This is a genomic window from Natronorubrum amylolyticum (genome assembly GCF_052040145.1).
GTDB lineage: Archaea > Halobacteriota > Halobacteria > Halobacteriales > Natrialbaceae > Natronorubrum.
The window spans coordinates 463043-485512 of record NZ_JBPPFW010000003.1; the positions used below are offsets into that span (position 1 = coordinate 463043).

Consider the following 22470-nt stretch of genomic DNA (forward strand, 5'->3'; position numbering starts at 1 on the left):
GAAACGTGTCACCGCCGCATCGACAGCCGTCTTTCCGTCCGATCGGTTGTACCGTCTCGTCGGAGAGAATCCACGCGGAGTAGACGGCCCCGCACTCACAACACTGGGCAGCCACTTTCGGTCGATCGTCGTTAAGAGACATGGCTCGTATCGACCGCCGACCGATAACCTAACGTTGCCGTCTCTACAGGACCCCTTCCGAGCGGATCGGCGTCCTCCCGAGGACGCTGCACCGCGTCTCGACACCGGTGACGTGCAAGGCGCCCGAACACCGGAGTAGTGGCTTCGTGTGACTGCTTGGGGGATTGCACGTGCGAACGAAGCATCTCTTTTCTCAAGAGGTAGGTAGTTGTATTGACAACCCTGACGAGCGACGTACCAGCCCAAGAGTCACCCGTCTCGACTGGTTCAGTTCGTTTGGACCGTCGTCGACGGTGCGGCCTACAGGCAGACAGAGAGTCGCCGTCGACTGGTACCGATCGCGTCTCCATCCCGGTGATTCGTTCGGTACTGTCCGGTTCGACGAGCCGCGATTTCAGGCCGTTCGCATCTCTAACTCGGTCGATTCGTACCGTCGGCTACAGTTCAGACACTGGTAATCGCCCTCGATGTGCTCGTACAGGCGCTCCCCGCAGTCCCGGCAACTCCCGATGGGGTATCTCATCTAGCGCTGAGAAGGAATTAAACCGAAATAAACGCTTGGCTATTCCACTGGCGTCATTATATGCGTTCGACACGTCTCTGAGGGGTCGTGGCGATGGAATTACCCGCGGCCTCGGCCAACGGTGTGTATGGACGACCACACCAACGACCCGTCGGTCCCCCCGCCGAGCGGACCGATCGCACCGACGGGCTGGCACGCCGCCGACGGCCGCTGGGAACACGCGACGCTTCGTCAGGCGACGGTCCACGGCGTCCGGCTGTTCAACGCCGAGGCCTATCACGAGAGTCACGACTGCTTCGAACTCGAGTGGTACAACTACGGCCGCGGAACCGAGGAGAGCGCGTTCCTTCACGGAATGGTCCAGGTTGCCGCCGGTACGTACAAACGCGCCGATTTCACGGACGACGACGGGATGCGGTCGCTCTTTCGAACCGCACTCCAGTACCTCCAGGGCGTCCCTCGAGACTACTACGGCGTGGACCTGCTCGAGGTTCGGACGACGCTGACGAACGCGATCGAGGAACCGAGCCGAATCGACGAGTGGCGGATCCCCATCGACGGGGAGCGACCGACCGCTCGAGCGGCCGATTTCGAGTACGTCGACGGGCTCGAGGAGTGACAGGTCGGCGGTTCCCGAGAGCGGACCACCCGTGTCGATGCCACACCGTACCGTGACAATCGACGACGTCTCCGTTTCGCTGAATTTTCGCGTGCGTGAGAGACCGAATCGCCTTTGGCCACCGAGGCCAACTAGTGGACAATGAGAGTTGCACAGCTCGGGTCGGGAACGCCGGAGATCGCCGTCGTTGCGGGCGTCCACGGGGACGAACCCTGTGGCGTCCGCGCCGTCAAGCGGCTGCTCGACGAACGCCCGACTGTCGAACGACCCGTCAAACTCGTCGTCGTCAACGAGGCGGCGCTCGAGCGCCAAGTACGGTTCGTCGACGAGGATCTCAACCGCGCATTCCCGGGCGATCCAGACGCAGAGACTCACGAAGGCCGACTCGCACACGAACTCATCGAGGAGCTCGAGGGCTGTCTGGCGTTCTCGATGCACTCGACGCAGAGCCACGCCGAGCCGTTCGCGATCGTCAACCAACTCAGTGAGACGGCGACCGAACTGGTCCCACAGCTGCCGGTGGCCACGATGGTCGAGACGAGCAACTTCGCGGAGGGACGGCTCTTCTCCGAGATCGACACGATCGAAGTCGAGTGCGGGCTGCAAGGTTCCGAGACGGCCGCCCAGAACGCCGACCGCCTGACGCGAGCGTTCCTGACGGCCGTCGGTGCGTTACCCGGCGACACGGTCGCCCGAGATCTGCCGGTCTACCGTCTCACCGACGTCATTCGGAAGGAGCGAGCCGACACCTACGAGGTGTTCGTCGACAACTTCGCCGAAGTCGAGCCCGGTGATCCTTTCGCGGCCGCCGACGGCGATATGCAGGTCGCACAGGAGCCGTTCTACCCGGTGCTCATGTCGCCGAACGGCTATCGAAACGTCTTCGGCTACGCCGCAGAGAAAATCGACGTGCTGACACCGTCGCCGGCCGCGGACTGAGTGTTCGACTGTTCGCGTACCCGTCGGAATCGACGACCGATATCGGGGCTACCAGGAGTACCGTCCCGGCATATCGTTTGGCGGCCACGGCTCGAGTTCCTCGGCGGCCTCGAGCAAGACGTCGACGTGCTCGGTGTCGGCAAGTGAAACCTCGTCATCTGCCCAGTCGACGGTGATGATATTGCGGTCCATCAGTTGGGGGAAATGGAGGTGGACCAGTCGGACCTGTGCTCGGTCGGCCTGTGCGTCGCTCACTGCCTCGGGCGAAACGCGGTGTCGCCGCGCGGCGACCGCCTGTGAGAGCGCGTCGACGGATACCGAATCGTCGCGGTCGACTAGCTCGTGGAGAACGAACTGTCGGTCCGCACTGGCGAGCACTCGAAACGCGTCCCGTTGATCCATCTCCACTACCGTACCCCACAGGGCACACGGACATAGGTGGGACACCTAAAGTCCTTGGACCACAGCACTGCGCGCGTTTGCAACGTCTCGAGGGGACCGGCCGTTCCGGCCCGAGCGTGCGATTCCCCGGACCCAGCGCTCCGTACTCGGCGACCAGTTGCCGCAACTATCGGTGCGATAGTTGAGACAGTCACCACGTTCAGGCAGTGCCTTCATCCGTCGCCGGGTCGAACGACCGGGGTATGAGCGATTCGTCCTCGCATTCGACGCGGCCAGCAGAGCTGTTGTTGATCGAGGACAACCCGGGAGATGCACGGCTCGTCGAAGAAGCGCTTCGGGACTGTCCGAACCCCAATCGGCTGCACGTCGTCTCCGACGGCGACGAAGCGATGGACTTTCTTTACCGGCGCGGCGATCACGCGGCCGCGCCGAGACCGGACCTGGTGTTACTCGACTGGAACATTCCGCGGACGAGCGGCGAGACCGTGTTGACGGAGGTGAAAGGCGATCCTGATCTCAAGCACATCCCCGTCACCGTCCTGACCGGCTCGAAAGACGAAGGCGACGTCGTCCGCTCCTACGAGAAACACGCGAACGCCTGCCTCCACAAAGCGGTCGAGCCGGGCGAGTTCATGGACACTATCGGGGTGTACACCGATTTCTGGCTCTCGGTCGCCAAACTACCGGCCGGGGTAGAGAGCAACTGAGTGGGGACGCGGACCGCTTCGAACGACCCGGAACGCCGGCCGCTTCAAACGACCCGGAACGCCGGCCGCTTCAAACGACCCGGAACGCCGGCCGCTTCAAACGACCCGGAACGCCGGCCGCTTCAAACGACCCGGAACGCCGGCCGCTTCAAACGACGCCAGCCCCCGATCGCTTCGGTCCGCTCGCGAGACGCTCCGAGATGGACACAATTTTCCCCGCGTCGATAGCTTTGATACCCCCACACTTCCTTCCGAAGAACGATGACTGCAACGCTTATCGTCGCCATGTTCGCGGAGCTGTTCCCCAACGGGATCAGCCACTACGTGATCGGCGGCCTGCTCGTCGGTCTCGGGGTCGCCGTGATCTACCTCGGCACCGGCATTCCGGCCGGCGCGAGTACGTTCCTCGAGTCGACGCTCTCCTACGGCTCGAGTCTCGCCCGGTTCGAACGGTATCGCGCATCGCGTGACTGGCGCGTCGTCTTCACGCTGGGGATCGTCGCCGGCGCGGCGGTCTACGCGCTGACCTTCCAATCCGGGCTCCTCTCGAGCGGCCTCCAGCCGGGTGCGACCACCGGCGAACTCCGGGAGGTCGGCGGCGTAACGATCTGGTTGACCGAGGTCCAGCCCTGGCGGCTGTTCCTCGGCGGCATCCTCATCGGGATCGGAACTCGACTCGGCAAGGGCTGTACCTCCGGTCACGGCGTCTGCGGCGTCGGGTCGGCCTCGGGTGCGTCGTTCGTCGGCGTCACGACGTTCCTGCTGGTAGCGATCGGCGTCGCTCAGTTGGTAGCGGCAACGGGGGTGAGCCCGTAGATGGCAGCCGAACACGAACAACACCCGCTGTTCTTGCCGCTGGTGTTCGTCGGCGGACTGATCTTCGGCTTCGGGCTCGGATTCAGTCACATGGCCCAGCCCGAGGTCGTCCTGAACTTCCTGCAGTTCGAGGACTTCGGGCTGCTGTTCGTCATGTTCGGTGCGGCCGTCGTGACCGGGATCACCTTCTTCGGCGTAAAGCAGTTCCGCAGCGAGGCACCGCTGACGGGCGCGATCTACGGTCGCCGACTCAAGACGCTCGACAAGAACGTCGTCATCGGCGGCGGCATCTTCGGCGTCGGCTGGGGGCTCTCGGGAATCTGTCCCGGTGCGGCCTACGCCAGCCTCGGCGTCGGGAATATCTTTATTCTCTACGGAATCGCCGGCATGTTCGTCGGCGCGTACGTCCAGGGCTACTGGCGTTCGGCACGCACCGAGAGCGAGTCGCCAGCGGCGGCCGCGGACTGACCTTTTTTGCGCTCCTCGGAACTGTGTCGAGTCGACTCGAGTTCACCACAGCGTTCACACGTCTCGACTCCCTCGTGTCGAGTATGCCTCCGACACGGCGGCGCGTGCTCGCGGCGACCGGCTGTTCGCTCGCCTCACTGGCCGGCTGTCTCACGGGTGTCGACTCCGACGGTCTGGAGCTCGTGACGCCCGAAGCGACGCCGGACGACGACTGGTCCGAACCGGACTGGCGTCCGGCGGACGCCACGCCCACCGCGGACGACGTCGACGCGACGACTGTCGTCGCTACCCTCGAGATTCCGTGGGACCTCACGTTCGTGGGCGACGACGCCTTCATCACCGAGCGCGATGGCGGGGTGCGACGGTTCGACGCGGACGAACTCGCCGAAACCGACGGCACGCCGCTCGGTCCAGAGGACAGCGAGCTGATTCTCGAGGCCGAAGACCTGCCGGACCGAGCGGCCCCCGGCGAGGGTGGCACGCTCGGAATCGCCGTCCACCCCGACTATCCGGACGCACCCGAACTGTTCGTCTACTATACGACCGACGACGACGGGACCGGAAACCGGGTCGTTCGCTACGATCTGGAGACCGACGACCTCGAGACGATTCTCGACGATATACCGGGTGCGACGACCCACAACGGCGGCCGAATCGCGTTCGGTCCCGACGGCGATCTCTGGGTGTTGACGGGCGACGCGGAGGAGCCCGCCCTCACGCAGGATCCCGGCTCCCGTGCCGGCGCGGTGCTCCGAGTGACGCCCGACGGCGATCCCGTGTCGGAGCCCGTCGACTGGGGCGACGACGGCGATCCGCGGACGTACACGCTCGGCCACCGAAACCCGCAGGGGATCGGCTTCACCCCGCAGGGGACGCCGATGATCGCCGAACACGGTCCCGTCGCTCGAGACGAGCTGTCGATCCTCCGGCCGGGCGGCAACTACGGCTGGGATCTCGTCCGCGGCGGCCCCGACGATCCGGAGTACGACGGCTACGACGAACACGACGAAGCGACGCCCCCGGTGATAAACACGGGTCCTGAGACGACGTGGGCACCGTCCGGACTCGCGTTCTACGATGACGATGCGATCGAGGCGTGGGAGAATCACGTCTTCGTCGCCGGACTCACGTCGAACGCGCTGTACGCTGTGGCATTGCGGCCGGCAGACGACGGAGCCGAAAATTCCGGCGAATCCGACGACGACGGAACCTGGTACGACGAGGACTGGCTCGACGACCGATTCGAGGCGACGGCTCACACCCTCTTCGAGGGAGAGTTCGGTCGAATTCGACACGTCGAACCCGGCCCGAACGGGTCGCTCTACGTACTCACGTCCAATCGGGATGGCCGGGCCAGCGACGAGTTTCCGCTCGAGGACGACGACCGGATCGTCCGTCTCGATCCCGCCTGACTCCGTTTTTGTCGTTGGCGACACCGTGTCCAAGGGGATGACGCAAGGTCTATCCCCCTTCGTCGACATGTGTCGAGTATGGACTTCCCACCGAATCAGGGTCTCGATCAGGACGAAGTCGACGAACAGGTCGACGAACTCATCGCCGACAACGAGGTCGTCCTCTTCATGAAGGGGACCGAGCTGATGCCCCAGTGTGGCTACTCCCGCAAGGCGCTCGGGCTCATCTCCCAGCACCGCGACGAGGTCGAGGTCGTCGACGTCCTCGAGTCGCTCGACGAGTACCGCACCGCCCTCAACCGTCACAGCGGCTGGGAGACGATCCCTCAGACGTTCGTCGACGGCGAATTCGTCGGCGGCTCGGACGTCCTCGAGGAGCTCGAGGAGCGCGGCGAACTGGCCGAGACGCTCGAGACGGCGTAATCCGAACGCGGAACTATCGATTAAATTTATCCGGGTAATTCGGCCACGTATTCAATAGCAGGTCATATAAGTCACCCACCCGTACTAGACACCCAGCGACTATCGCCGCAGACCATCCCACTATGTCAACAGAGGAATCCAGACACGTATATCGGCTGCATTCGACCCTCGAACTGCCCCTCGAAGAGCTTCGCGAACACATCGACGAGGCCACGTACCCGGATGGCATCGCCGACGTGGAGATAACGCGGCGAAACAACACGCTCATTCTCAAGGCCGTCGCCGAGGACGAGTCCGTCAGCAAGTACACGCCGACGGCCCAGTTGAAAGCCAGCGTCACCGAAAACCGGGTCTACGAGGAAGACCCGGACGAACGCCGGCAGAAGTCCTTTAGCTGGGACGAGGAGGAAGAAGAGGAGATCGAGTCCGAACTCGTCGAGTTCGCGGCGTTCAAGGGCGACCGCGAGACGGTCCTGCAGAACTCGCTGTTGCAGTACCAGATGTTCCTCGTCCTCTGTGGGATCGCCGAGGCCGCAGAGAAGGGGACGCTGACCGCGATTTCCGAGCGCGACGGCGACCTCGAGGCGACCCGAATCGTCGAGGGCGAGCCCCGCCCGGCCGACATCGAAGTCGTCGAAGGGCCCGGCGAGAACGCCTCGGGACAGAGCGGCGTCAACTGGCGGGACAACAAGTTCATCAGCGACTGAACGCCGACGCGAGTTCGAGTAGCGTTCCGAAAAGCGACCGCTCTTGCTGATGCGTTCGATATCGGCCCATAGCGTGCGGACCAATCGAAATCTCGATCGAAACCCACCGTGCTAACCATCCTAATCGATGGAACTCGCCTGCACCGTCTCCCCGATCCGAGCCCTGAAGGTGATTCATAGCACTGATTTCCGCTCGTCGGTGCAAACCCAGCACACTTGCCCGTACTCGATGTTCGTCTACTCGAGACGCTCGACACTCGATCCGTCAAACACTCACAACGACGTCATATCCCTTCTATTCAATGACTGACTCAGATCGACACCGTCCAGCGGATGGCTTCTTCGAGGAACTCGACACAGTCGTGTTCGGTGTCGGGTTCACGATTGCAGTGGCTGCCGTGATCGCGTTCGTCGTCGCGCCGGATGCGGCAACGGGGTACATGGATAGCGCGAACCAACTCATCTGGACCGGATTCGGCTGGTGGTACCTGATCGTGATGTTCTTTCTCGTCGCGTTCGTCATCTTCCTCATCTTCGGTCCCTGGGGAACATCAAACTCGGCGAGGAGGACGAGGAGCCCGAGTTCGCCTTCCTCTCGTACTTCGCCATGCTGTACTCGGCCGGAATCGCCGCCGGCATCGTCTTCTGGGGGCCAGCGGAGGCGGTTTCGCACTACGACGACGTCTCGCCGTTTATCGGCGCTGATCCGCAGTCCTCCGAGGCCGCCGTCGGGGCGATTCAGTACACGTTCTTCCACTGGGGCGTCTCGGCGTGGACGGCGTACGTCGTCGTCGCCCTGCCGATCGCGTACTGCGCGTACCGCTACGACGCCCCGATGCGGATCTCGACGGTGCTCGCACCGTGGATCGGGATCGACAACCTCGACAGCCCGCTCGCGAAAGCCGTCGACATTCTGGCGGTGTTCGCAACCATCGGCGGGGTCGCGACAACCCTCGGACTGGTCGGCAGTCAATTCCTGGTCGGCATCGAGTGGACCACGGGGGTTTCCGTCGGCGACCTGGGGACGGTTCTCATCATCACCGGCATGACCGTCGCGTTCACGGCGTCCGTCGCGCTCGGGGTACAGAAGGGGATCCGCCGAATCTCGTACGTCAACCTGTCGCTGTTCGGACTGTTGACGGTCGTGACCTTCCTGCTCGGACCGACGAACTACATCACGGCGATCGGCACCTACATCAGCCAGTTCGTCCAGATGAGTTTCTACACCGGCACCGCCCAGACGGGGAACGGCGGCGTCTCGGGCTGGGTCGGCGACTGGACGATCTTCTACTGGGCCTGGTGGTTCTCGTGGACGCCGTTCGTCGGCCTGTTTATCGCGCGAATCTCGCGGGGCCGAACCGTCCGGCAGGTCGCCGCGACGGGGGTGCTCGCGTCGACCGGCATCACGATCCCGTGGTTCGCGACGATGGGCGGGACGGCGATCTATCTCCAGAACGACGGCCAAGCCGACATCCTCTCGGCGGTCGCGACGTTCGACGAAGCCGGCGCCGGCTATCCGCTCTTCGAGGCCCTGCCGCTCGAGTGGCTGTTGACCGCGCTGTTTCTCCTGCTGGTGCTTCTGTTTCTCATTACGTCCGCGGACTCGTCGACGCTCGCGCTCGGCATGCTCAGGACTGGCGGCGCACAGCGACCGTCGACGGTCAACCGCGTCATCTGGGGCTTTCTTATCGGGGCCCTCGCGTCGCTGCTGATCGTCACCGGCGGCGTCGAAGCGCTGCAGGCGGCCGCGATCATCACCGGCGGCCCGTTCTCCGTCATTACCTTGATCGCCGTCGCCTCGATAGCGCTCGCGTTCGGCACCCAGCGGTCGTTGTTCCTGCGCGACGAGGACGGAGTCGACGTTCCGAGCTCCGGCGAGATGGCCTCGAGCGATGCCGACTCCGCTCCGGAGACCGACGACGATTGACCGCCGAGGACGTAAACGGCAGACGATATCGCTCGTCGCCTCTCGACCGGCAACCGAACGATCCGTAATCGCCGACTATCTCGAGAACGGACCGACTCCAGCATGGTAAGCGATAGCTACCACCAGCCGGTTATCGACGCGTTCCCGCGTCTCGACGGAGCCGAACGTGGGACCGAGCTCACTCCGTTGGAGTTCCAACGATGGCTCGATCGATAGTCGAGCCCTCGTAGCGGTGAACGCACGCGCTGAGTTCGCGGTCAAAGTCGATTTCGGCGTCGATTGCGATCCGTACCGTCTCGCCGTCGATCGTGTTGATACTGAGGTGGGTCTCGCGATGACGCTCGAGTCCCGGGCCGCTGAGGTGCGTTCGGTGACGGGCCGCGTAGGCCACCAGACCGCACCCGCCGACCGTCACGAGCAGGTACAGCGGAACGTACACGCTCGGTGCGACGAGCGCGACCCCAACGAGCGCGAGGAGCGAGAAGATGCCTGCGCCGACGAACACCGGTGCGTACGCTCGGCCGATGGAAGGCTGCGTGCGGACGTGTTCGACGGCGCTCGCAACGCCGACCGTCGCGGCTGCGAGACCGACCGAAAGGGAACCACCGAACGCGTCGACGGGGACGTTGGCGGCGACGACGAAGGCGAGCGCGGCCAGCCCGACGATCCCACCCAGAAGGGAGAGCAGTCGGTCGTTCTCGTCCCCGGGCCGATACTCAGTTCTGGCTCGCCGCTGGCTTTCGATCGAGCAGATGTAGTCGTAGCCGACGTCGACGAACTCGCCGGTCTTCGAAACGCACAGTATCCGTCGGTCGGTCGCACCGACCGCTGCGGTGCCGCGAACGGCATCCTCGAGCAGCGTCCCGGGCACGAGATTCTGCACCGACTCGCCCTCGACCAGATGCCTCGTGAACCGCTCTTCCGCGGGTCTCATTCGACTGCTGGTAGCCCGAGCCAGCACATAGTAAGCCACTCCCTTCACCGCCGGGTAACTGACTGGTGGTTCGGCGACATGGGATCCGGCGGCGGGGACGTCCAAAGGTCGTCGGCAGGACGTCCGAAGGTTGTCGGCGGGGCGTGTGGACGTCACCGACGGAACGGCTCGGTCGTGGAACGCCGTCAGCCGTGACTGGCCCACAGGCCGCGCGGTCCGTGGCGGCCAGTACACGTTTACACTGTGGAGATCATTCACGGGTATGATACGTCGGGGAGACGACCGAGCAGTCACCGTCCAGATTGGGGCGATACTGCTGCTCGCGATCGTCTTCTCCGCGCTCGCGCTCTACCAGGTCAACGCCGTCCCCGAGCAGAATCGCGGGGTGGAGTTCGACCATAACGAGCGCGTTCACACCGAGTTACAGGACGTTCGTAACGCGATCCAGAACGTAGGTACTTATCGTGGGACTCAGTCGACATCCGCCACGCTCGGCACCCAGTACCCGACCCGAACGGTCGCGACCAATCCGCCGGCACCGATGGGAACCCTCGAGACGACTGGGACGGAAGCCGTACGCATCGAGAACGCGGCGGTCGCAGGAAACGAGTACGACTACGATGGAAGCCCCGATACCCTGCTCGGCGATCACAAGACGACGACACTCGCGTACACGCCGTCCTATCACGAGTACCAGTCTGCGCCGACGACGCGGATCGAACACGGGTTTGCGTTCAACGACTTCGACGGTGAACAGGTCTCACTGACCGATCAGCCGTTGATCTCGAATCGGTCGATCACACTAGTTGTACTCGAGGGCGAACTCTCGAGGTCCGCCAGCGGAACCGTCACTCTCGATCTGACCGCGCTCAGTGGTCCGTCCGACGGGGTCCCGATCGAACCCGACGGCGAGGACGAGAACATTATGATCACGATTCCGACCGACTCGCCGGCGATCTGGAACGACACGATCGGGACGTCGTTCGAGGGCGGCCAATCCGGGGCGAAGGTCGACAGCTACAACAGAAGCGGTTCACTCACGATCGAATTGGTAAACGACGAGTACGATCTGCGAGTCGCTCGCGTCGGGATCAACGGAGCTGGGGAATCGAGCGACGAGTTTGACGTTCGTCGAACGGGGCCGAACGCCGCCGGCGGCGCCACCGAGGTATACGAGACCGTCTGGGAAGACACCAACCCCACGGAAGTCGTCGCTGACGATCCGCTCACCCTCACAATGAACGCGGCAAACGAAGGAAGCGCCGTTGAGGGTGCGAGCGTCTCGTACGCGATAAGCGACGACGACGACGTTGTCGATACGTTCGATAACTCGGGCACGACGAATGCGTCCGGCCAGAATCGAACGACGCTCGAGTTCGACTCGAGTGCGGTGTCGAGCGACGGCTCCTCGATCGACGTCTACGTTTCGAGCGGCGAGAGCAGCGACCGACGCACCGTGCACGTGAACCCGCCAACCGACGACTCGGAGTCCGGGACGGACGGACTCAGGTGGTCGGTTACGGACGAGACGACGAACAATGTCGTCTATTACTCGGTGTCGTACGAGGTCACCCATTCGTCGTTCGAGTACGTCGTAGTCGAGTTCGAAAACAAGGACGACGAGTCGACGACCGACGAAGAGCGATTCGAGCCTCGAGGCACAGTTGCGTACAGTCAGGGCGGTTCGGCGGGTGATACGTACTCGATCACGATTACCGCGTTCGATACGAACGGCGACGTGATCGACGAGAGAACGGTCACTGACACGGCGAACGGTGAAAGCCCTGACACGGGCGACGGTCCGTCCTCACCGTCGTCACCGCAGTTGGACGGAAGCCGGGTCGACGATTGGAGTCAGCCGAACGACCATTCTGCCCGATACTTCGTCTCGTACGACGTCGCCAACCGAGACGAGTTCGATCGAGTCGAGGCCAGTTTCAAGAACCGCGATAGCGGCGTGATCACCACCGAAACCGATTCAAGCCCTCGTGGGCGTCTCGAGTTCTGGGGGAACCGGATCGGCGACGAGTTCGAGATCGAACTCCGTGTCTACGATACCGACGATGTACTGGTCGATAGCCGGACGTACGACGATACCGCTGACGGCACCAACCCGGGCGGAAACGACGACCTTGGACTAGCGACGAGTCCACAGTTCGACTCCCCGTCCGTTACCGACGGCGGAAATCCGGGGCAGTCCCAGTACACGGTCGAGTACGACACTGTGGGGTCGACAGCAGTCGGCTCTGTCTGGGTAGAGTTCCGAAACCTCGATAACGCGTGGGCGTCGGAAGTTCTCGAGCAATTGGGTACGAGCGGTGCGTTCGACCACGAACCCGGTGGCGGTACCGGCGGCGATGCGTACGAGATTACTCTCTTGCTCTTCGACTCGGACGGGGCGGTGGTAGACCGGTGGGTCGACGACAATCTGTGAGACGATCCTCGCTGATCGTCAGCGATGGTCAAAACGCATCACTCGATTCGATGATCGACAGTTGACGAAATATCGAACGACAATATCTTGTATCTCGGTCCGCATTGTCGATGCATGACTGCAGTCGGTATCGACGCCATCGAAATCTGGACCGGGAATCTCAAACTCGACTTACCCGGGACCTTCGCGCCCGAGAAGGGCGAGGACCCCGAAAAGTACACGAAGGGACTCGGTCTCAACGCCAGTTCGTTCCCCGACAGCTACGAAGACATCGTCACCATGGGTGCCAACGCCGCCCACCGGCTGATGGAACGCAAGGGCCTCGAGCCCGACGATATCGGCCGCATCGACGTCGCGACCGAGAGCGCGTTCGACAACTCGAAGCCGGTTTCGACGTACGTCGCTGGCTGTCTCGAACAGGTCTACGGCGAGGACTTCCACCACGCGAACAAGGGCGAACGGAAGTTCGCCTGTATCGCCGGAACGCAGAGCTTAGACGACGCGTTCAACTGGATCCAGGCCGGCCGAAATCGCGGTCGCTCGGCGCTGGTCATCGCCACCGACACGGCGCTGTACGCCCGCGGTGACGCCGGCGAGGCGACCCAGGGTGCGGGTGCCGTCGCGATGCTCATCAGCGAGGATCCCAGCCTCGTCGAACTTTCGACCGAGCAAGGCTACGGCTCGGCCGACGAGACGGACTTCCTCAAACCCAACCAGCAGTTCCCCTCCGTCGACGGCAAACGCTCCGTCCAGGTGTATCTCGCCCGCATGCGTGAGGCGCTCGAGGACTTCGAGAGCGTCGCCGGCGAAACCCACCCCGATCAGTTCGCCTACATCCCGTTCCACACCCCGTTCCCGGGGATGGTCCGCAAGGCCGGGATGCTGGTCTACCGCCACATGATCCGCGACACCAGCATCGAAGACGAACTGGCCGAGGAGATCGGTCGCCAGCCCCGCGCCGAAGCGTTCGACGACGACGAAGCGTTCCACGACGCGCTGCGGGAGTACATGGACGCGCTCAAGGACACCGAGACCTACCAGGAGTGGTACGAGGCGACGATCGATCCGACCCTCACCCTCTCTCGCGAGGTCGGCAACTGGTACACCGGCTCCGTCCACGTCGCCCGCGTGAGCGCGCTGAAACACGGCCTCGAGAACGACCTCGACCTCACGGGGAGCAAACTCCTCGTCGGCTCCTACGGCTCCGGCGCGCAGGCGGAGGGCCACGCGGAGACGATTCAGGACGGCTGGAAGGACGAAATCGAGGCGTTGAACGTCGACGAACAGCTCGAGAACCGGTACGACATGAGCTGGGACGACTACGAAGAGATTCACGACGTCCACAACCATGACATGGACGTCGACGTCGAGGAGTTCACCGCGCCCGAGTCGGAGTTCGTCTTCGACGGCTGGGGCCGCATGGGCGAGCGAAAGTACCGGTACGTCGAATAGCAGAAGTACCTTTTTCCGCCTCGGGATTCCTCACTCCGTTCGGAACCTCTCGGCGCAAAAATCTACGCTAAAAAGGCCGCACACTCGCTTCGCTCGCTCGCGGGTGCTGCGCTTGTACTCCGACCGCAGCGGCAACTCCTCATACTGACCGACGTGCCCAGAGGTACGATTCTCGAAACCCGTTCCTCGAGCGAAACGCACTACACCGTTGGCTGACTAGGTCGACCAACGACCACCTCGAGAGTGAAGCTATGGACCCGTTCACGTTCCTCGGCGTCGACGTCGCGCTGTTTCTGCTCATCGGGCTACTCGCGGGTGCCCACTGTATCGGGATGTGCGGCCCGCTCGTGACCGTCTACGCGAGTCGGATGGACGGCGCCGCGACCGACGGGGGGACCGCGACCGCCTCGAGCGCCGGACGCGCGGGTCACCTCTCGATGTACGAAGTACGCCAGCACGCGCTGTTCAATCTCGGACGAACGGCGAGCTACACCCTCCTCGGGGCCGCATTCGGTGCCCTCGGCGGCCTGCTGTTCGTCACGACCGCCGAGTTGACGCCGGCCGTCGACATCGCCCGCGGCGCGGTCGGTCTCCTCGTCGGCGGGTTCGTCATCGCGACGGGCGTCTACTACGTACTGGGCCGGACGACTGGCGGGATCTCCTTCCCCGGTCTCGAGCGACTCACCGGCTGGCTCGCGGGACGCGTCGACCGACTCGCGAACGGCCCCGGCATCGTCGGTCTCGGCGCGGTGCACGGACTGCTCCCCTGTCCGATCCTCTACCCGGCGTTCCTCTACGCGTTCGCGACCGGCTCGCCGATCAGCGGCGCGCTCGCGCTCGCCGCGCTCGGGATCGGGACGGTGCCGGCCGTCTTCGCCTACGGGACGATCATCGATTCGGTCGACGTGGCCCACCGCCGCCGGGTCCACCGACTGCTCGGCGTCGCCTTCGTCGCGCTGGGCTACGTCCTCTTCGCCCACGGGCTGATGAGCCTGGGAATCCACGTTCCACACCCCGAACTTCCGTTCTACGACGGCTTGGGTGCGCCAGGGGGACACGAACACCACTAACGATCACTCATGTCGAGCCAATCCACCTGTACGCTGTGTGAGCTCCCCGTCGAAGAGAGCGGCGTGACCGCCGGCGGCGAGGCGTTCTGCTGTGCGGGCTGTCGCGAGGTGTACGACGCCCTCGGCGATATCGAGGCAGTGGAAGCCGACGACGTCCGCGATGCGCGAACCGACTCGAGCGAGGACGAATCCGAGGAACGAGTCGTTCCCGATGGCTACGAGACGACGTTCCTCGAGGTCGACGGCATGTACTGTGCGACCTGCGAGGCGTTCATCGAGTCGGTCGCGGGCGAGACCGACGGCGTCAGTTCGGTTAGCTCCAGTTACGTCACCGACACGGTGCGAATCGACCACGATCCTGCGGTCGCGTCCGTCGAGGAGCTGAAAACCGAAATCAGCCAACTCGGCTACAGCGCGTACGACCGGGAGGACTCGATCAGCCGCCGCCGGGCCGACAACTGGGCCACGGGACGGATCGCGGTCGGCGTGCTCATGGGGATGGCGGTGATGATGCAGTACCTGCTCATCATCTACCCTACGTACTTCGGCGGGCTGTTCTACGACGAACGGACGACCGAGTTCTTCACACAGGCGCTCGCAAGCGACCTCGCGACGCCGTTTTACCTCATGATCGCCGCGCTCACGACGATCGTCCTCGGCGTGACGGGCAAGCCGATCCTCCAGGGCGCCTACGTCGCCGTGAAGACGCGCTCGCCGAACATGGACCTGCTCGTCTCGATCGCAGCCGTCAGCGCCTACCTCTACAGCACGCTCTCGATCGCCGTCGGCGGCCCGCACATCTACTACGACGTCACCGTCGCGATCATCGTCATCGTCTCCGTCGGCGGCTACTACGAGTCCGAGATCAAGCGGAAGGCGACCGAGCGCCTCTCGGACCTGACGGCCGTCCAGGTCGACGAAGCCAGGCGCCTCCTCGAGACCGGCGAGACGGAGGAGGTCGCCGTCGACGACCTCGAGCCGGACGAGCGCGTGGTCGTCCGCGCCGGCGAGCGAATTCCGATCGACGGCACGGTCGTCGACGGCGAGGCCGCGGTCGACGAGGCGGTCGTCACCGGTGAGTCCCTCCCCGTTACCAAAGTCGGCGGCGACGACGTCGTCGGCGGCTCGACGGTCTCCGACGGCTCCCTCACGATCCGCGTCGGCGAGGACGCCACGAGCACCGTCGACCGCATCGGCGAACTCGTCTGGGACCTCCAGAGCGGGACCCACGGCATCCAGAAGCTCGCGGACAAGCTGGCGACGATCTTCGTCCCGCTCGTGCTCGTGCTCGCGACGGTCGTCACGGTCGTCTACCTCATCCTGGGCTCCGGGCTGGCCACCGCCCTCCTCATCGGACTCACCGTCCTGATCGTCTCCTGTCCCTGCGCGCTCGGGCTGGCGACGCCGCTGGCCGTCGCCGCGGGAATCCGCGACGCGCTCGAGCGATCGATCGTCGTCTTCGACGACAGCGTCTTCGAACGGCTTCGCGACGCCGACACCGTCGTCTTCGACAAGACCGGGACGCTGACTACCGGCGACATGACGGTCGTCGACGCCGACTGTGACGACGACCTGCTCGAGCAAGCGGCGACGCTCGAGCGCCAGTCGGCCCACCCGATCGGGGAGGCGATCGCCGCCGAGGAGCCGGTCGCCGACGGCGGTGCCGTCGAGGGAGACGCGGTTGCGGCGACCGATTCAGCGTCCGCCGCGGTCGACGGCGACAATGGCGACGATGCCGACGCCGAACGCGTCGAGTCTTTCGAGAGCCACCGAAACGGCGTCTCCGGCGTCGTCGACGGCGAGGAGATCGTCGTCGGTCACCCGGACCTGTTTCGCGACCGCGGCTGGACGGTCCCGGACGCGATCGATCAGCGGATCGCCGAGAGCCGGGAGACCGGCCGCGTTCCGGTCGCCGTCGGTCGAGACGGTGTCGCGTCGGGCGTGATCGTCGTCGGCGACGACCTGCGCGAGGGGTGGGCGGAGACGCTGACGGCAATCTCCGAAACCGGGACCGAAGTCGTTGTCCTCACCGGCGACGATGCGCGCGCAGCGACTCGATTCCGAGAGCACGACGCCGTTGACCGCGTGTTCGCGGGCGTCCCGCCGGAGGGGAAAGCAGAGACCGTCGAACGGCTCAAACGCAGGGGTCAGACGGTCATGATCGGCGATGGAACCAACGACGCACCCGCGCTCGCGGCCGCCGACCTCGGCATCGCGCTCGGCGGCGGCACCGCGATGGCGGCCGACGCGGCGGACGTCGCCCTCGTCGACGACGACCTGTCGTCAGTCGACACCGTCTTCGACCTCGCTCGAGCCACCGATCGGCGCGTGAAAGGAAACATCGGGTGGGCGTTCTGTTACAACGCCATTGCGATCCCGCTCGCCGTGACGGGACTGCTCAATCCGCTGTTCGCCGCGGTCGCGATGGGAATCAGCAGCCTGCTGGTCGTCACGAACTCCTCCCGGTCGCTGCTCGACGACGAGGCGTAGTCGGCTACGTCAAGCGAGAATCTTCCAGTGCAGTAATCTGTTAGGTGGCCGTATGATGGGCTATGACCGATCGATCCAGCCGACCGGAGTGGCTCTCCGAACGGACCGGATTGACCCTGCTCGCGCTCGTGAGTGCCATCCTCGCGACTCTCATTTTCCTCCCGTATCTGCAGTATATCCTGCTCGGCGTCGTGCTCGCGTACATTCTCATGCCCGCCCAGCGTCGCCTCGAACGCACCGTCGGCTCGATGACCGCGGCGCTCACGCTCGTCGTCGTCGCGATCCTCGCGATACTGCTCCCGATGCTGTACGTCCTCGCGGTCGCGCTTCGAGAAGCCCTCGAACTGCTTACGGCCGTCCAGGAGGGGTCGCTCGGAATGGCCGACATCGAGCGTCGACTCGAGGTGATCGGCCAACCCGACGATCTCATCCAACTGTTCGAGACGTACCAGGAGCCGATCGGGACGGCGGCCCAGGGGCTCGCGACGAGCGGGATCGAACTCGTCAGCGGATTGCCGGGGCTGCTCATCGGGCTCACCGTCACGGTGTTCGTGCTCTTTGCGCTGTTGCGAGACGGCGACCGGCTCGTCGCCTGGATCCGTCACGTCCTCCCGATCGACGACGACATTCAGCGGGAGCTCCTCGCCGATCTAGACCAGCTCATGTGGGCCTCGGTCGTCGGCAACGTCGTCGTCGCGGCGATTCAGGCGGTCGCGCTTGGAATCGGGCTGGCCATCCTCGGCGTTCCGGCCGTCGTCTTGCTCACGGTCATGACGTTCGTCCTCGCGTTGCTCCCGCTGATCGGCGCGTTCGGCGTCTGGGTTCCGGTCTCGCTCTACCTGCTCGCCGCCGGCGATATCGTCGGCGCGATCGCGCTCGTCGTCTACGGCTCGATCGTCAGCGCTTCCGACACCTACCTGCGACCGGCGCTCATCGGTCGGACGAGCGCCCTGAACTCCGCCATCATCGTCGTCGGTATCTTCGGCGGTATCGTCGTCTTCGGCGCGGTCGGACTGTTCGTCGGTCCCGTCGTCCTCGGCGGCGCGAAAGTCACGCTCGACGCCTTCGCTCGAGAGCGAGCCGCGGAGACGGGCGCGGAACCGGGGCTCGAGGACGACGAGGAGACCGAGGATCCGGCCGTCGACACCGAGCACGAAACCGGAATCCGGACGGACGCGGACGAAGATTCGAACGGTGGGGGAGACGGTGCTCGAGAGACCCCGGTCGACGCTGGTGACGGCTCAAGCGGAGAGACCGGTGACGAATCGGCCGACGTGACCGATTCGAGCGTGGAGGCCGAAGCCGATCTCGAGGACGATCGGACGGTCGAGCCGGACGCCGATTCTACGGCCGGTACCGATTCCGACCGATAGCTCGCCCGACCCGAGCGCGTCTCTCCTCTCAATCGTTCTTCCACTCGCCGAGTTCTTGCCCGTGGATCTCGCCTTTCGCCCTGCGCTCGGTCGGCCAGAGTGCGAACACGAGTATGCCGACGAAAAAGACGCCGAGCACTGTTGCCACCGCGAGCCCCGGAATGCCGGGGAGTTCGGCCGCTTCGGTCCACTGCTGTTCCGGCGCGAACAGCGACTCGAGAAAACGAGCGAGAGCAACGCGGCGAGCAGGGCGATCGCCCAGTCGGTCGTGCGGTCGATCCGATCCTGTGCGCCGCTCGCCTGACTGACCTCGCCGCGGTAGAAGTGCGGGAGGATGCCGAGAAAGGAGTCGGGATCGGTGGCGGCCTCGGCGCCCACTTCCTGATCTTCGCGCTCGAGCGGTGACTCCCCCCTGTCGGATCCGTCGAGCGGCGACGTTCGATCGTCGTCTCGGCTGCCTGAACTGTCCATGCGGGTGGCCCACGCCGCCGGCGGGCAAAGGTGGCGACGGCGCGTCTGCAGGCACGACGGTGCGACTCGAGCGGGTAGCGCTCATTCGTTGGTCGGTCTTCGCGAGGCGTGATCGGTCGCTTTCGGCGACAGGTTCCCGGAGCCGAAGAGGTGCGTTCATTACCCCGTGACCGCTACTGGCTGGTATCATGTCTCGAATCGCACGGGGCGGGCCACGCTGGGGACGGCCCGCGACGTTCGACCGGGACCGCTACTAACTATGCACGGATCACACGCCACGGGGAGTCCGTACGCTCCCCACACGGACGCGGAACGCTCGCGGATGCTCGAGGCGGTCGGCGTCGAGACCGAGGCCGACCTCTTTGACATCCCGACGGCCGTCCAGTTCGACGGGGAGTTCGGTATCGACGCACGCTCTGAACGCGAGACGAGACGGCTGGTTCGCTCGATTCTGGGCCGAAATACCGACCTGACGGAGCTGCTGGGCCGGGGCCACTACGGCTACTACGTGCCGTCGCTGGTCGACCACCTCGCCGACCGCTCGGAGTTTCTCACCTCCTACACGCAGTACCAGCCCGAAGTTTCCCAGGGGTTCCTGCAGGCGCTGTTCGAGTACCAGTCGCTGCTGGTCGAACTGACGGGCCTCGAGATCGCCAACTGCTCGATGTACGACGCCGCAACGGCGCTCGGCGAAGCCGCCACGCTGGCCGAGCGCGTCCGGGACACGAGCGGTCACCGCGTGCTCGTTCCCGACCTCCTTCGCGAGGGGCGACGGTCGACGCTCGAGAACTACGTCGCCGGCACCGATCTGGAGATCGAGGAGTATCCGACCGACGACGGGAACGTCGATCTCGCGGGCCTCGAGGACCGGGTCGGCGAGGAGAGCGTCATGGTCTACGCGGAGAATCCGACCGTTCGCGGAACGATCGAGGAGAGCCTGACGGCGATCGGCGACCTCGCCGCGGCCCACGACGCGCTGTTCGTCCTCGGCTCGGATCCGGTCGCGCTCTCCGTGCTCCAGCGGCCGGCGGACGTCGGTGCCGACGTCGTCGTCGGTGACGCGAGCGTCCTCGGCCTGCCCACGAGCTACGGGATGGGGCTCGGGCTGTTCGCGACGAGCGAGGACTACCTCCGACAGGTCCCCGGCCGACTGGTCGGCGTCAGCGAGGACGCGACCGACCGCCGGGCGTACACCCTCACGCTACAGACCCGCGAACAGCACATCCGCCGGGAGCGGGCCACGAGCAACATCTGTACGAACCAGGCCTGGGTCGCGCTTCGAACGGCAATGCACGCCGCCTCTCTGGGGCCGAATGGTATGGTCGACCTCGCCGAACGCGGAGTCACCCGCGCCGAGGACCTCGCCGAGCGACTCGACGACCTCGTCGGCGTCAAGGCGCCGGTTCACGACCGACACCACATCCGCGAGTTCGTCGCTCGCGTCGACCAGCCCGCGGCCGCCATCGCCGAAGACCTCGAGAAACGCGGCTTCGCAGTCCACGTGATTGGCGAACACCTGATTCAGGTCTGCGTCGCCGGCGTCACGGACGAACGGATCGATTCGTTCGTCGCGGCGTTCGAGGAGGTGGCCCGATGAGCGAGCGTTCCGACGACGCGAGCGCAGCGCCTCGAGCCGAGGGGGTCCGCTACGATCAGGCCCGATACGTCGAGAACGGCCAGTACGAGCCGTTGCTCTCGGAGAAGGACCTGACGCGGGTCGAAATCGGCACTGGGGGCGACGAAGCGAACGGTGACGGCAACGGCGACGACGGCGGTTCGCCCCTCCCCGACCACCTCACGCGGAACTCCCTCGAGCTCCCCGAACTCTCCGAGCCCGAGCTGGCGCGCCACTACACGCGGCTCTCCCAGATGATCTACGGGATCGACAGCGGTCCCTACCCGCTGGGATCGTGTACGATGAAGTACAACCCGAAGTTCACCGAGGACGTCGCGGCGCTGCCGAAGGCGGCGGTCCACCCCGACCGCTCGGAACGATCGCTGCAGGGGACCCTCGAGCTACTGTACCGGCTCCAGGACTATCTCGGCCGAATCGGCGGCATGGACGCCGTCACGCTCCAGCCGCCGGCCGGCGCGGCCGGCGAGTTCGTCGGCATCCGCGTCGCCGCGGCCTACCACGAGCACAACGGCGAGGACCACCGCGACGAGGTCATCGTCCCCGAGAGCGCCCACGGAACCAACTTCGCCACCGCCGCGCTGGGCGGCTACGACGTCGTCTCGCTGCCGAGCGACGACGAAGGGAGAGTCGACCTCGAGGCCCTCGAGGCGGCCCTCTCGGAGAACACGGCGGCGCTCATGCTCACGAATCCGAACACGCTCGGGCTGTTCGAGCGCGACATCGAACAGATTGCCGAGATGGTCCACGACGTGGGCGGCTTGCTCTACTACGACGGGGCGAACCTGAACGCCCTGCTCGGCCGCGCTCGCCCGGGCGATATGGGCTTCGACGTGATGCACTACAACGTCCACAAGACGTTCGCGACGCCCCACGGCGGCGGCGGTCCCGGCGCGGGTCCCGTCGGCGTGGTCGACGAACTCGCGCCGTTCCTCCCTGCGCCTCGAGTGCGTGAAGGCGGCGTGACGAAGAGCGGCGAGTCGACCTACGAGCTGTTCGACCCGGAACACACAATCGGCCACGTGCACGGCTACCAGGGCAACTGGCTCGTTCTCGTCAAGGCGTTCGCCTATATCGCTCGACTCGGTGACGCGGGTCTCTCGGACGCCAGCGCGAAGGCGGTGCTCAACGCGAACTACCTCGCGAGTCAGCTCGAGTACGACATTCCCTACGAGCCGTTCCACCACGAGTTCGTCGCCAGCGCGGGCGATCAGGACGCCGCGGACGTCGCCAAGCGGATGCTCGACTACGGCGTCCACCCGCCGACGACCAAGTGGCCCGAGATTGTCTCCGAGGCGCTGATGACCGAACCCACGGAGGTCGAAAGCAAGGGAACGCTCGATCGGCTCGCCGCCGCCTTCAACGCCGTCGCGGCGGAGGACGACGAGACGCTCGAGGCCGCACCCGGCCGCACCACGGCCCGCCGGATCGACCAGACCAGCGCCGCACGGAATCCGCGGCTGTCGTGGCACGCGATCGGAACCACCGACGACGAGTAACGGCCGTCCGTCGCATTTAGCAACGCTCGT

General features: G+C 65.0%; 18 protein-coding genes and 2 pseudogenes. 16 read left to right on the top strand and 4 right to left on the bottom strand.

Annotated elements, in window-relative coordinates:
• Nucleotides 1–535: 535 nt before the first annotated feature.
• Nucleotides 536–664, bottom strand: a complete 129-nt coding sequence (locus ACSFDB_RS13650; protein WP_440771516.1) for a hypothetical protein — start codon at nucleotides 662–664, stop codon at nucleotides 536–538.
• Nucleotides 665–791: 127 nt separating this feature from the next.
• On the opposite strand from ACSFDB_RS13650, the gene ACSFDB_RS13655 reads away from it, so the two are divergent.
• Both ACSFDB_RS13655 and ACSFDB_RS13660 read left to right on the top strand, forming a co-directional pair.
• Entirely contained in the window at nucleotides 792–1283 is a 492-nt protein-coding gene (locus ACSFDB_RS13655; RefSeq protein WP_440771517.1) for a DUF309 domain-containing protein, read from the top strand.
• A gap of 141 nt (nucleotides 1284–1424) precedes the next feature.
• Nucleotides 1425–2222, top strand: a complete 798-nt coding sequence (locus tag ACSFDB_RS13660; RefSeq protein ID WP_440771518.1) for a M14 family metallopeptidase — start codon at nucleotides 1425–1427, stop codon at nucleotides 2220–2222.
• A 48-nt stretch (nucleotides 2223–2270) separates the two neighbouring features.
• Here the strand turns inward: ACSFDB_RS13660 and ACSFDB_RS13665 are convergent, their stop codons facing one another.
• Nucleotides 2271–2624: a DUF7344 domain-containing protein gene (locus ACSFDB_RS13665; RefSeq protein WP_440771519.1), complete on the bottom strand. Its 354-nt coding sequence runs from the start codon at nucleotides 2622–2624 to the stop codon at nucleotides 2271–2273.
• Between the two features lie 242 nt (nucleotides 2625–2866).
• On the opposite strand from ACSFDB_RS13665, the gene ACSFDB_RS13670 reads away from it, so the two are divergent.
• From ACSFDB_RS13670 to ACSFDB_RS13700, 7 genes and pseudogenes are all read left to right on the top strand, one after another.
• Nucleotides 2867–3331, top strand: coding sequence for a response regulator (locus ACSFDB_RS13670; RefSeq protein ID WP_440771520.1), 465 nt, complete (start codon nucleotides 2867–2869; stop codon nucleotides 3329–3331).
• 261 nt (nucleotides 3332–3592) lie between these two features.
• Nucleotides 3593–4147 (top strand): YeeE/YedE family protein, encoded by a 555-nt coding sequence (locus tag ACSFDB_RS13675; RefSeq protein ID WP_440771521.1) that lies wholly within the window; start codon nucleotides 3593–3595, stop codon nucleotides 4145–4147.
• Nucleotides 4148–4615, top strand: a complete 468-nt coding sequence (locus ACSFDB_RS13680) for a DUF6691 family protein (protein WP_440771522.1) — start codon at nucleotides 4148–4150, stop codon at nucleotides 4613–4615.
• An 83-nt stretch (nucleotides 4616–4698) separates the two neighbouring features.
• Nucleotides 4699–6027, top strand: coding sequence for a PQQ-dependent sugar dehydrogenase (locus ACSFDB_RS13685; RefSeq protein ID WP_440771523.1), 1329 nt, complete (start codon nucleotides 4699–4701; stop codon nucleotides 6025–6027).
• Between the two features lie 78 nt (nucleotides 6028–6105).
• Nucleotides 6106–6450, top strand: coding sequence for a glutaredoxin family protein (locus ACSFDB_RS13690; protein ID WP_090303717.1), 345 nt, complete (start codon nucleotides 6106–6108; stop codon nucleotides 6448–6450).
• A 122-nt stretch (nucleotides 6451–6572) separates the two neighbouring features.
• Nucleotides 6573–7157: a DUF7110 family protein gene (locus tag ACSFDB_RS13695; protein WP_440771524.1), complete on the top strand. Its 585-nt coding sequence runs from the start codon at nucleotides 6573–6575 to the stop codon at nucleotides 7155–7157.
• Between the two features lie 302 nt (nucleotides 7158–7459).
• Nucleotides 7460–9084, top strand: a pseudogene (locus ACSFDB_RS13700) (BCCT family transporter).
• Between the two features lie 178 nt (nucleotides 9085–9262).
• On the opposite strand, the gene ACSFDB_RS13705 reads toward ACSFDB_RS13700, so the two are convergent.
• Nucleotides 9263–10018, bottom strand: a complete 756-nt coding sequence (locus ACSFDB_RS13705) for a hypothetical protein (protein WP_440771525.1) — start codon at nucleotides 10016–10018, stop codon at nucleotides 9263–9265.
• A gap of 262 nt (nucleotides 10019–10280) precedes the next feature.
• Here ACSFDB_RS13705 and ACSFDB_RS13710 point away from each other — a divergent pair, with 262 nt between their 5' ends.
• The 5 genes from ACSFDB_RS13710 to ACSFDB_RS13730 all read left to right on the top strand — a co-directional run bounded on the left by ACSFDB_RS13710 (nucleotide 10281) and on the right by ACSFDB_RS13730 (nucleotide 18837).
• Nucleotides 10281–12452: a hypothetical protein gene (locus tag ACSFDB_RS13710; RefSeq protein ID WP_440771526.1), complete on the top strand. Its 2172-nt coding sequence runs from the start codon at nucleotides 10281–10283 to the stop codon at nucleotides 12450–12452.
• Nucleotides 12453–12566: 114 nt separating this feature from the next.
• Nucleotides 12567–13904, top strand: coding sequence for a hydroxymethylglutaryl-CoA synthase (hmgB, locus tag ACSFDB_RS13715; protein WP_440771527.1), 1338 nt, complete (start codon nucleotides 12567–12569; stop codon nucleotides 13902–13904).
• Nucleotides 13905–14155: 251 nt separating this feature from the next.
• On the top strand, nucleotides 14156–14974 hold the full coding sequence (locus ACSFDB_RS13720) for a sulfite exporter TauE/SafE family protein (protein WP_440771528.1): 819 nt from the start codon (nucleotides 14156–14158) through the stop codon (nucleotides 14972–14974).
• A gap of 9 nt (nucleotides 14975–14983) precedes the next feature.
• The gene (locus tag ACSFDB_RS13725; protein WP_440771529.1) at nucleotides 14984–17464 is read left to right on the top strand and encodes a heavy metal translocating P-type ATPase; all 2481 of its coding nucleotides are present in this window, start codon (nucleotides 14984–14986) and stop codon (nucleotides 17462–17464) included.
• Between the two features lie 62 nt (nucleotides 17465–17526).
• Nucleotides 17527–18837 (top strand): AI-2E family transporter, encoded by a 1311-nt coding sequence (locus ACSFDB_RS13730; RefSeq protein WP_440771530.1) that lies wholly within the window; start codon nucleotides 17527–17529, stop codon nucleotides 18835–18837.
• 28 nt (nucleotides 18838–18865) lie between these two features.
• On the opposite strand, the pseudogene ACSFDB_RS13735 reads toward ACSFDB_RS13730, so the two are convergent.
• Nucleotides 18866–19308 (bottom strand): annotated as a pseudogene (locus ACSFDB_RS13735) (DUF2270 domain-containing protein).
• A gap of 259 nt (nucleotides 19309–19567) precedes the next feature.
• Between ACSFDB_RS13735 and gcvPA the strand changes: the two are divergent.
• Together gcvPA and gcvPB are read left to right on the top strand one after the other, a co-directional pair.
• On the top strand, nucleotides 19568–20905 hold the full coding sequence (gene gcvPA / locus ACSFDB_RS13740) for an aminomethyl-transferring glycine dehydrogenase subunit GcvPA (RefSeq protein ID WP_440771531.1): 1338 nt from the start codon (nucleotides 19568–19570) through the stop codon (nucleotides 20903–20905).
• Nucleotides 20902–22440, top strand: coding sequence for an aminomethyl-transferring glycine dehydrogenase subunit GcvPB (gene gcvPB, locus ACSFDB_RS13745; RefSeq protein WP_440771532.1), 1539 nt, complete (start codon nucleotides 20902–20904; stop codon nucleotides 22438–22440). Before gcvPA ends, gcvPB begins: the two co-directional genes overlap by 4 nt.
• Nucleotides 22441–22470 lie beyond the last annotated feature (30 nt).

Bases quoted from the DNA above. Each gene is read 5' to 3' on its own strand.
- ACSFDB_RS13710 (WP_440771526.1), top strand. From the start codon at position 10,281: ATGATACGTCGGGGAGACGACCGAGCAGTCACCGTCCAGATTGGGGCG.
- ACSFDB_RS13720 (WP_440771528.1), top strand. From the start codon at position 14,156: ATGGACCCGTTCACGTTCCTCGGCGTCGACGTCGCGCTGTTTCTGCTC.
- ACSFDB_RS13650 (WP_440771516.1), bottom strand. From the start codon at position 664: ATGAGATACCCCATCGGGAGTTGCCGGGACTGCGGGGAGCGCCTGTAC.
- gcvPB (WP_440771532.1), top strand. From the start codon at position 20,902: ATGAGCGAGCGTTCCGACGACGCGAGCGCAGCGCCTCGAGCCGAGGGG.
- ACSFDB_RS13690 (WP_090303717.1), top strand. From the start codon at position 6,106: ATGGACTTCCCACCGAATCAGGGTCTCGATCAGGACGAAGTCGACGAA.
- ACSFDB_RS13705 (WP_440771525.1), bottom strand. From the start codon at position 10,018: ATGAGACCCGCGGAAGAGCGGTTCACGAGGCATCTGGTCGAGGGCGAG.
- ACSFDB_RS13685 (WP_440771523.1), top strand. From the start codon at position 4,699: ATGCCTCCGACACGGCGGCGCGTGCTCGCGGCGACCGGCTGTTCGCTC.
- ACSFDB_RS13680 (WP_440771522.1), top strand. From the start codon at position 4,148: ATGGCAGCCGAACACGAACAACACCCGCTGTTCTTGCCGCTGGTGTTC.
- ACSFDB_RS13655 (WP_440771517.1), top strand. From the start codon at position 792: ATGGACGACCACACCAACGACCCGTCGGTCCCCCCGCCGAGCGGACCG.
- hmgB (WP_440771527.1), top strand. From the start codon at position 12,567: ATGACTGCAGTCGGTATCGACGCCATCGAAATCTGGACCGGGAATCTC.
- ACSFDB_RS13695 (WP_440771524.1), top strand. From the start codon at position 6,573: ATGTCAACAGAGGAATCCAGACACGTATATCGGCTGCATTCGACCCTC.
- gcvPA (WP_440771531.1), top strand. From the start codon at position 19,568: ATGCACGGATCACACGCCACGGGGAGTCCGTACGCTCCCCACACGGAC.
- ACSFDB_RS13665 (WP_440771519.1), bottom strand. From the start codon at position 2,624: ATGGATCAACGGGACGCGTTTCGAGTGCTCGCCAGTGCGGACCGACAG.
- ACSFDB_RS13660 (WP_440771518.1), top strand. From the start codon at position 1,425: ATGAGAGTTGCACAGCTCGGGTCGGGAACGCCGGAGATCGCCGTCGTT.
- ACSFDB_RS13725 (WP_440771529.1), top strand. From the start codon at position 14,984: ATGTCGAGCCAATCCACCTGTACGCTGTGTGAGCTCCCCGTCGAAGAG.
- ACSFDB_RS13670 (WP_440771520.1), top strand. From the start codon at position 2,867: ATGAGCGATTCGTCCTCGCATTCGACGCGGCCAGCAGAGCTGTTGTTG.
- ACSFDB_RS13675 (WP_440771521.1), top strand. From the start codon at position 3,593: ATGACTGCAACGCTTATCGTCGCCATGTTCGCGGAGCTGTTCCCCAAC.
- ACSFDB_RS13730 (WP_440771530.1), top strand. From the start codon at position 17,527: ATGACCGATCGATCCAGCCGACCGGAGTGGCTCTCCGAACGGACCGGA.